This window comes from Rahnella sp. ChDrAdgB13 (genome assembly GCF_017655185.1).
GTDB lineage: Bacteria > Pseudomonadota > Gammaproteobacteria > Enterobacterales > Enterobacteriaceae > Rahnella > Rahnella contaminans.
The window spans coordinates 1-8,168 of record NZ_JAEMGT010000148.1; the positions used below are offsets into that span (position 1 = coordinate 1).

Here is an 8,168-nt window from a genome sequence, read left to right on the forward strand (position 1 = left end):
GGATACAGAGCTGCAACTACTCGTCGAAGTTAGAACAACGAAAGCCTTGCAAACTGGGATGCGTTCATACAGGCGTCATGACGGCCAACAGTTTTCTTGAGTACTTCCTGGTGTTGTTCGGCTGGCTGCTGAACAACGCCCTATGGAACATCCTTATCAGCACGGGACTCTTCGCGCTGCCTCTGGTTTTCAAAGTGTTAGGTATCTGGCTGAAGGTGCGCGAAGAAGGTGCCGATGAGGGAAATAAAGGTGTTCTGGCACTGCCGCGAGTTGAGCACGCGCTGTACGTGTCATTCTGCGTGATGCTGTTCTGCTGCATTCCGCTGCTGCCGGTTGATATCAGCACCATTAAATTTGACACCTCACGGGCAAAACAGTGTGGGGTAAGCGTACCCACGCCCCAGAACTCCGGTTACAAGGGGCTGGTGAACGACTTTGACGGTAAGACCGCCGAGGTGCCGGTGTGGTGGTATATGTTGCATATGATCTCCAAGGGCATCACCCAGGCGATGATTGCCTCGATCCCCTGCGGAGACCAGCTACGTCAGATGCGCTTTGATGTCCAAAACACCAAAATTCGCGACCCTATTGTTTTGCAGGAAGTGCAGGACTTTGCGGACCAGTGCTATTCCCGTTCTTACTTCAAGCTTAAAAACAGTAACACCCAACTGAGTGACGCAACGATTAACTCAGTTGGGTGGATTGGGAGTAGCTACTTTCTCAATACCGGTGGTTACTATGATTATTACACATCGACCAGCCCCCGCAGCCAGTGGCCGTATGACAACGCCCGGGACAGCGGTTATCCCGATGTTGGCAAAGGTGGTTATCCGACCTGCAAACAGTGGTGGTCTGACGGTACTAATGGCCTGAAAGCTCGAGTGCTGGCCAACATGGATGAGTCGACCAAGGCTGAGCTACAGCGGAAATTTAGCAAGGATCAGTGGGAGGAGATGGCACTGCGCTGGCTGGTGAGTCCACGCAATGTTGGGCTTTCAGGCAGTGGTGAGACTTATGCTACTGGCAGCAGTGATGTGGGCTCAGGCCTGGCATTTAACGTAACCCGCCTCGTGTCGACAATTGGCGTGGGAATTAAGCAGGCAGAAGCACTGCCGGGTTTTGATGCGCTGAAGCAAGCATTACCGATGATACAGGCACTATTGGAGATGATGATTATTATCGTCATTCCAGTACTGATGATGTTCAGCGCTTATGAACCAAAAACCGTTGTGACAATATCGTTCGCTTTGTTTGCCCTGATATTTATCACTTTCTGGTGGGAACTTGCGGGCTGGCTCGATGACAGGATGATTACCATTTTGTATGACAGCATGTCTGCACAGGGTATTTCAAACAGTAGCGTACCCTTTGCGGAGTTTACCAGCTCAACCGCCGATGGGTGGATCATGAATCTTGTTCTGGGAATGATGTATGTTGTTTTTCCAATGTTTTGGTTAACAACACTCAGTTGGGTGGGGGTGAAGGTTGGCGATATGGCAAGGGCAATGAGTGATGGAGGCAAGATGCCACAAGCAGCAGGTGAGGAAGGAGGAAAAGCAGCTGCAGGGGCTGTTAAAACAGCTATTAGCAAAGGAGTAAAATGAAAAATAGCCGGGTTTCATGCCCGGCTTTTAAATATCACGGTTTTCAGATTCATATGGGCGATCCTCCCAAGAATACTTTAAATGTTCGGGAGACTTGTTGGTTCTGCTTTTGTTATCAGTCACTGTAGCAATTAGCCCAACGGCTTTAATGCTACCAACCGCAAAATCTACAGATCCTAAAAGTAAGTTTCGACCTAACTCTTTGTAATCTGATTTCTTCATTTTGAATTTTGATGGTTTCCTGGAGGTGATTTCCTCCAAGTCTTTCGGGTCAAAGCCGTTTTCAACGCTCATATTACCAACCCTCTTTTAATTAACGATTTTACTCTTTAGACAGCTTAGTCTTGAGCGCATCGTAGACATCTTCTCTACGATCTACTGTAATGACCGTGATGACAACATCATACTCACCTTCAGATGTTTCGATGACCTGGTAGACAAGCCTGAAGCCATCAGAGCGTAATTTGATTTTGTAGCATTTTTCGACACCTGACAACTTATGTTTTATTGGGGTAAGAGCTTCTAGCGATAACCGTATTTTTCCGAGCTTTTTACGAAAAGCTTCACGAATCTTGCTGTCCAGATCATCCCATTCTTTTTTCGCCGAAGTTTTGAATTTGAGCTGGGCTTTGAAAGCTTTGCCGGTCATTACAGGTTTTCCCAACTAACTTCCACTTCGTCTTCATCCTGGCGACTACGAACAATATTAGCCAGTTCCCGGTCTTCAATCGCATCGAGCATGGCCGCATAAAGCTCAGCCGGAATGCAGTAAAAAGAGGGTTTACTGTGATTAAGTATGGCTACAGGCCGTCCTCCTGCGGACATGACTGTCGCCGTAGGATTTTTTTTGAGCTCACTGATGGTGGCTGAGCGGTTTGCAAGGATTTCAGTTGCCATATAAAACCTCAAATAAGACCTTTTTTAAAACCTAATAATAGAGCGAAAACTACACAGCTGCAACTCATGGCAGCGTCTTTTGAGCAGATTATGTCCGGCTTAGATTATGTGTGAGCAATGTCGGATAAGTATAAACTGTGACCAGTTTACGGAAGGTCTATCATTTACAGGCAGTTTTATCGTCCTATGCGAAATGCGAAGGATAGATACTCATGAATAATGCCCCTGGAACTGCAGAGGGCGCGTCTCTTTTCACGAGAGGGAGAGGACTGTTCATTCAATCCGGTGTGTTTATATAGTTGAACCATAATACATATATAGTCTTTTCTAACATATGGTTACGGTAACCTAAATTTTAAACCTGTTAGGTTTTTTCAAGCATTTTCAAGCATTGACTTCATTGAAATGGCTTTGCTGACAAGACATTGGCACCGATTCCCCACACACCGGATTGAATGTCCAATGGCAAATGAACGAAAAACCGAAGGGTTAGTGCGCGATGAGTTACGGGGGCTGGGCTACTATGAACCCGATAACGGGATCAGTATCGAGGAACAAAAGTCAGAAATATCCAGGGTTAAGGCTTTGTTATCTAAAGCCAGTAAGAATGCCAAAGGTAATGCGGGCTATCCTGAATTTATCATTTCCAGTCTGAAAGATACGGCGTTTCTTATCGTTTTTGAGTGTAAGCATGATGTAAGAAAACATGAAAGCCAGACCAGAAATAAACCTGTTGAGTTTGCTGTTGATGGTGTTTTGCACTATGCGAAACACCTGGCGAAAGATTATACCGTGGTAGCTATCGCCGTCAGCGGAGAATCCTTGGGATCAGTAAAAATATCTAGCTTTCTGGTCGCTGCCGGAACAAGTGAGGCAAAAATTCTTGCCAATGAATCCGGTATACCCATAACGGAAATTCTTCCCTTTGAGGACTATTATCGGCTGGCGTCTTTTGATCCTGATGTGGCCAAAAAAAGGCATTCTGACTTGCTGGTGTTTTCCAGAGAACTTCATGAGCTCATCTGGACGAAGGCCAAGGTTTCGGAAGAAGATAAACCCTTACTGGTCAGTGGGACGCTGATAGCTTTCATGAATGCAGCCTTTATGAAAACCTTCAGTGCTTTGTCAGCCGCAGATGTGCAGGAAGCCTGGCTTGGTGCGATTAAAAAAGAATTAGATAAAGCGGATATCCCTCAGGCGAAAAAGGACACGATGTTACAGCCGTATTCAACAATCGCAGTCCATCCGAATTTGGGTAAACCCGATACCAGAACGGCAAAAGAATATCCTGATGGGGTGTTCAAAGAGATAATTACGCGTATCTGCGATAACGTCTGGCCGTACATCAACGTCTACCATGATTTCGATGTAGTCGGGCAGTTTTATGGTGAGTTTCTTAAATACACTGCCGGTGATAAAAAATCACTCGGCATAGTACTAACGCCAAGACATATTGCAGAGCTCTTTTCTCTGATTGCGCATGTGACACCCGAATCTAAAGTGCTTGATATTTGTGCCGGGACGGGAGGGTTTTTGATATCGGCTATGCAGCATATGTTAAAGCAGGCCGTTACCGACGAACAACGTATCGACATCAAAAAGAATCGTCTCATAGGCATTGAAAATAGCCCTAAAATGTTTGCATTAGCGGCATCTAACATGATCTTGCGTGGAGATGGTAAGGCTAACCTGCATCAGGCCAGCTGCTTTGATGATGTTATTATTAAAGCCGTGAAAAAAATGAAACCTACTGTTGGGATGCTTAACCCGCCCTATGCGCAGTCAAAAAGTGATGCTGAACTACATGAACTTTATTTCGTGAAGAAGATGCTCGACTGCCTTGAGCCAGGCTCACTTGGTTTGGCTATAGTTCCTATGTCGTGCGCTATTTCACCCAACCCCGTTCGTGAACAACTCATGAAATACCATACGCTTGATGCCGTAATGTCGATGCCTCAGGAGTTGTTTTATCCTGTAGGAACGGTGACGTGTATTATGGTCTGGATTGCGGGTCAGCCGCATGAAAAAACTCACCGCAAAACGTGGTTTGGCTACTGGCGTGATGATGGTTTTATAAAGACAAAAAATAAGGGGCGAATTGATCAAAACGATACATGGAATTACATAAGGGATCGTTGGATTGATATGTACCGTAACCGTGAGGTGTATCCTGGAGAAAGTGCAACTTACCGGGTAACGACAACTGATGAATGGTGTGCTGAGGCTTATATTGAAACGGATTATTCCTCTTTGACTAAGGAGGTTTTCGAGCAGGATATCAAAAAGTTCCTGCTTTTTAATTTGATGCTTGATGTTCAGAGTAGCCCTGTAATAGAAGGGGATGATCATGAAGCTTGATGCAATATTTCATGTGAAAAATGGTATTGTAAGCTCAGGATTAAATATTCAATCAGGATCTTTCCCAGGAGCGATCCCCTATCTTCGCCCGGCAAGTACGCAGCAACGTACAATATCTGGGTGGGTATCAAGGTCCGAAGTAGATGAAAAAAATATTTATCCTGAGGGGAGTTTGTTTGTTTCGACGAATGGAGAGGGAAGTCATACCTATTCTTATATTTCCTCGTTTGAGTTTGCTTGTAATAGTGATGTATCAGTGCTTATTCCTCGAAGATATATGGATGTCCGAGAAAAAATTTTTTATGCCCGGTGTATCACAATGAATCGCTATCTTTTTTCATATGGCAGAAAACCTAAAGGTGCCAGGTTAAAAGCAATCGAACTACCTAGTGAAGTTTCAGATTGGGTATGGAATATTGACGCGAGTAATGTTTGGAGTAACTTAGATAAGTTTAAACAACAGACCGATTTCATTAATGAGCCGATTCTTGATAAGAAGATAAATTTAGTACCTGTCCAGCAGGTATTCGATATACGGTATGGAAATTCACTTGAGCTCAACAGACTTAAGTTATTGAGTAAAGATAAGGGGGGGATCCCTTTTGTGTCCCGTAAAATGGGAGATAACGGTATTTCATCTTATGTCGCTCCTATTGATGGTGTGCATCCTTCATCTGCGGGCGAATTATCATGTGCACTAAGCGGGAACGGAGTATTATCTACTTTTTATCAAGAGTTACCTTTTTATACGGGTTTTCATGTGGCTTGTCTTCGACCTTTGGCGGAGATGTCTCGAGAGGAATTATTGTATTATTGTTCTTGTATATGGCAAAACAGACACAGATTCAGTTATGGACGGCAGGCTAACCGGACACTAAAGGATTTATTAATTCCTTCCCAGGAGTCCATTCCTTATTGGGTTTATGGTGCCATGTCACGTGTTACAGAAGAATTTCCGCTGACGAATATATCTGCGAAAAAAGACTAATTTCTTAATTTTCAGGATATAACGTTAAGTAAAAAAGAGAATATCAATAAATTTCCCAGGCCGCCTGCGATCTGAAAGATGCAGGTTGCCGCTTGCATGAGAATATAACCCTATCCTCATGATTTACTTGAAAAGTGATCCCGTGGCGATCTACTATGAGCGCGTTATACCGTTGCTTTAAGCAACATGCCAATGTCCCAGTGATCTGAGAGGGACGCCTTCGGGTGATCAAATGCCAATGCCACCACAACCTGAGAGGTGGCGCCTTCGGGCGGTACCCTCGTTTAACCTTTGAAAACGAGGATCGTTTCGACGATTAAGGCCCCCTTCACTACGTCCTGCCTTGCGCGGGAGCCCTCTTAGCAGAATCTTTCTGCAAGTGTTTACTCGTTTCGCTTTGATGCTTTGACGTCAGCTGCCAGTTGCGAACTTTGCGCACCGTGGGTATGCCAATTGGTACATTTGGCATCTTCCACGTACGCATTGAGAGCAGAGGAGCGCGGCGTCACTTGCGTTCGAGTGAAACGAGTACCAAGTGACGCGCGCAGCGCACAACCGGCAGCACTGACGTACTGCCACTTCAACAACATTTCTACCATCTGACCAACACGTAGTGAAGGTTTTAAAACGCATAACAGTTCGTTTAACCGTCATTCAGGTCATTAATTATTCACCAACTGTCTTACCCGCGGAGAGCCCGTATGAAGACAATTTTTAAGTTAGAGGAGGTAAATCAACACGACATCGATGGCGACACCAGGAAACTGGTGTGTGGAGGTAGACTGATGCAAATCAGCCCGGCGTAAGCCGCGAACAGGTCTGAGACCTGGGGAGCCTCGCAAGAACTCAACATTTCGCCGCCCCGATGCACAGATGTCTGTTGAGACGCAGGAAGCGCAAAATTAACCGTGCCGTCGGGGTGAGATGTTTTTGACTTATGTATCCGGGAGCCGTTGAGTTAGGCATTCCGTTCACCGGGACGGAATGCCTAACTCACCTTATGTCAAATTGGAGTGTTTATGGCGAAACTTAATAAAAGCCTTGTCACGCTGGCTCGCCAGGCGGGAGGTAGTTTTAAGACAGTTTCCGACAGAATGAAAATTGCCGATCGTTTGGCGGACCGTTTATTAAAAATGAATATTCAAATACGCGATGCCGGGAACTTGAAAACACAGCATATTGCGCTTTACATAAAAAGTCGGCTTTCTGAGGAGATCTCCAAACGTACGTTGCAAAATGAAATGGCGGCAATCCGGGCAATACTTCGCACTGCGGGTAAAACGTTTATGGCTAATCCAGAGCATGAGAAATTAAGCAATGCAGCGTTAGGTATTTCAGGAACCAGTCGAGATGGTACCAAAGTTGCTATTCCTGATGATGTATATAAAGAAACGCTTGATAAAATCCGTCAAGTTGATGCGGGGGCTGCGATTGCCATGGAATTATCGCGGCATCTTGGTTTACGTACGGAAGAAACGATGCAATCTGTTAAGTCATTAATGACCTGGCAAAAGGTTCTACAGAGTGACCAGGAAAAGGTCAGGATCGTTTTCGGCACAAAAGGCGGACGACCTCGCGACACGACGATTATTGACCGCCATACTTTGCTTGGCGTCGTAAATAATGCAATACGCTTTATGAAAAATAACAACGGTAAATTGATAGATAAAGCCGGGATCCATCTTGCCATTGAACGATACCGAAATATTGTCAGAGAGGCTGGCCTTGTCGGTAAATATGCCCCACACAGTTTGCGATATGCTTATTCCAGAGATGCTATGAAATACCATTTGGAAAAGGGATTTAGCAAGAAAGAAGCCGAGGCACTAGTTTCCATGGACTTAGGTCATGGCGACGGTCGGGGACATTACGTGACGCGTGTTTATAACAAGGTAGATAAAGATGAGTAAAAAAGTCGTCGTTTGTTCGATGCATCCGGTTATCGGGCGCGTATTCTGGAAATATACCTATGAGGGTGATGTTAACATGCCCGATTATTTTGGTCTTACCACCGATATTTCTTCAGCGGTTGTATTAGAGCCCGACTGGCGTCAGCCTCCATTACGCGTTACTGAGGACTTTATTTACCACATTGATTTCGATAACGGTTCATTTAAGAGAGGTGTTCTCGGTAATAGCGGCATTTCTACTGAGGAGTTCATCTCCTGGGCTTATAGTACGAAATGGGAAAATCTTTGCGTTGACGCTATTGCCGGAGATGCGGGGATTGTGTACGATTAATTTGCTTACGTTGTCTCTGACAACTGCCAATGTTCCGGTGATTTGAGAGGAACGCCTTCGGGTAATCACATGCCAATGCC

8 protein-coding genes are annotated in these 8,168 nt (G+C 45.1%); 5 read left to right on the forward strand and 3 right to left on the reverse strand.

Annotated elements, in window-relative coordinates:
• The first annotated feature begins 77 nt into the window (after positions 1-77).
• Positions 78-1,604 carry a conjugal transfer protein TraG N-terminal domain-containing protein gene (locus tag J8X26_RS25270; RefSeq protein WP_208952336.1) on the forward strand — a complete coding sequence of 509 codons (1,527 nt, stop codon included), beginning with the start codon at positions 78-80 and terminating at the stop codon, positions 1,602-1,604.
• Positions 1,605-1,631: 27 nt separating this feature from the next.
• Here J8X26_RS25270 and J8X26_RS25275 read toward each other — a convergent pair whose 3' ends face one another.
• From J8X26_RS25275 to J8X26_RS25285, 3 genes are read right to left on the reverse strand one after another with little or no spacing between them, the layout of a single operon-like run.
• Positions 1,632-1,898: a hypothetical protein gene (locus tag J8X26_RS25275; protein WP_208952329.1), complete on the reverse strand. Its 267-nt coding sequence runs from the start codon at positions 1,896-1,898 to the stop codon at positions 1,632-1,634.
• Between the two features lie 28 nt (positions 1,899-1,926).
• The gene (locus tag J8X26_RS25280) at positions 1,927-2,253 is read right to left on the reverse strand and encodes a type II toxin-antitoxin system RelE/ParE family toxin (protein ID WP_208952330.1); all 327 of its coding nucleotides are present in this window, start codon (positions 2,251-2,253) and stop codon (positions 1,927-1,929) included.
• Complete coding sequence (locus J8X26_RS25285; protein WP_208952331.1) at positions 2,253-2,501, reverse strand: type II toxin-antitoxin system Phd/YefM family antitoxin; 249 nt, start codon at positions 2,499-2,501, stop codon at positions 2,253-2,255. Before J8X26_RS25285 ends, J8X26_RS25280 begins: the two co-directional genes overlap by 1 nt.
• 462 nt (positions 2,502-2,963) lie before the next feature.
• Between J8X26_RS25285 and J8X26_RS25290 the strand changes: the two genes are divergently transcribed.
• The 4 genes from J8X26_RS25290 to J8X26_RS25305 all read left to right on the forward strand — a co-directional run bounded on the left by J8X26_RS25290 (position 2,964) and on the right by J8X26_RS25305 (position 8,088).
• On the forward strand, positions 2,964-4,859 hold the full coding sequence (locus J8X26_RS25290) for a class I SAM-dependent DNA methyltransferase (protein WP_208952332.1): 1,896 nt from the start codon (positions 2,964-2,966) through the stop codon (positions 4,857-4,859).
• Positions 4,849-5,847 carry a restriction endonuclease gene (locus J8X26_RS25295; RefSeq protein WP_208952333.1) on the forward strand — a complete coding sequence of 333 codons (999 nt, stop codon included), beginning with the start codon at positions 4,849-4,851 and terminating at the stop codon, positions 5,845-5,847. The genes J8X26_RS25290 and J8X26_RS25295 overlap by 11 nt, the downstream gene beginning before the upstream one ends.
• A 1,019-nt stretch (positions 5,848-6,866) precedes the next feature.
• Entirely contained in the window at positions 6,867-7,757 is an 891-nt protein-coding gene (locus J8X26_RS25300) for an integrase domain-containing protein (RefSeq protein WP_208952334.1), read from the forward strand.
• Positions 7,750-8,088 (forward strand): hypothetical protein, encoded by a 339-nt coding sequence (locus J8X26_RS25305; protein ID WP_208952335.1) that lies wholly within the window; start codon positions 7,750-7,752, stop codon positions 8,086-8,088. The genes J8X26_RS25300 and J8X26_RS25305 overlap by 8 nt, the downstream gene beginning before the upstream one ends.
• Positions 8,089-8,168: the final 80 nt, after the last annotated feature.